This is a genomic window from Pedobacter sp. 01T416_2, assembly GCF_056398925.1.
In genome coordinates, this window is the sequence record NZ_JBFTQI010001105.1 from 1 (window position 1) to 1,389 (window position 1,389).

Here is a 1,389-nt window from a genome sequence, read left to right on the forward strand (position 1 = left end):
GTCTTTAATCTTCTATCTAAACCGGGGTTTTTCAAGAAAATGATTTATCTTTTTTTGTGGTGATAAACATCGTTCCGTTTATTACTCTACAAATATAGTAAAAAATTTGATAGTGTAAAAAATACACTAAGAAAAATTTAAGTATTTTTTTTGTCATTTTTTATTTACCGACCCTTTTGTAAGGGATTTTGGTGTTTAAAACGACTATGTTGCAAATATAGCAGAAAAATATGTTAAGTAATTGTTAAATATTGTCAATTTATGGTACGATTTAGTCAAACGTTTGTTTAATTCTTGGTAAAAAGTCAATTTTATGAAATTTATTGGCAATTTTTTGGTCTTTGTAAGATATTAAGTGAATTTTTGATGTGAATATTGAATAAAAACAATTTTAGATATGGTTTTGAAATTGAATTTTATAGGTGAAAATTGTGTTTAAAACAAAAAGGCAACATTAAATGAATAATGTTGCCTTTTATATAGCCTTGTAAAGCGCTTAAAGCACTTTTTTGTTACAAACTTGCGTAATATTCTACAAATTTAGCTAGTGCAGAAGAATATCCCCATTCGTTATCGTACCAAGATACCACTTTAACGAAATTATCATTTAATGAGATACCTGCTTTTGCATCAAAAATAGACGCGTGGTCATCGCCAATAAAGTCAGAAGAAACAACTTCGTCTTCAGTATAAGCCAATACACCTTTTAATTCGCCTTCAGAAGCTGCTTTCATAGCTGCTTTAATTTGCTCATAAGTAGCTGGTTTTTCTAAACGTGCAGTTAAATCTACAACAGAAACGTCAGCCACAGGAACACGGAAAGACATACCAGTTAATTTACCTTTTAATTCAGGTAAAACCATACCTACTGCTTTAGCAGCACCAGTAGAAGAAGGGATAATGTTAGAGAAACCGCCACGGCCACCTCTCCAGTCTTTAGCAGAAGGACCATCAACTGTTTTTTGAGTTGCAGTTACAGCATGGATTGTGCTCATTAAACCTTCAACAATACCAAAGTTATCGTTTAAAACTTTAGCAATTGGCGCTAAACAGTTTGTAGTACAAGATGCATTAGAAACAATAGTTTGATCTGCAGTTAATTTATGGTGGTTTACGCCCATTACATAAGTAGGGATATCGCCATCTTTAGCAGGAGCAGAGAAAACTACTTTTTTAGCACCGGCAGCGATGTGTTTCTCAGCATCGGCACGGGTTAAGAATAAACCTGTAGATTCGATCACTACTTCAACACCTACAGCATCCCATTTTAAATCAGCTGGATTTCTTTCTGCGGTTACGCGGATTGTTTTACCATTAACCACTAAATTACCATCAACAACTTCAATAGTGCCATCAAATTTGCCATGTGTAGTATCATATTTTAACATG

General features: G+C 33.3%; 1 protein-coding gene. It reads right to left on the bottom strand.

The window, feature by feature from the left end; genetic code table 11:
• Positions 1–512 precede the first annotated feature (512 nt).
• Positions 513–1,389, bottom strand: an 877-nt coding sequence (gene gap / locus AC1DPQ_RS27765) for a type I glyceraldehyde-3-phosphate dehydrogenase (RefSeq protein ID WP_477611570.1), incomplete at its 5' end; no start/stop codon positions are given.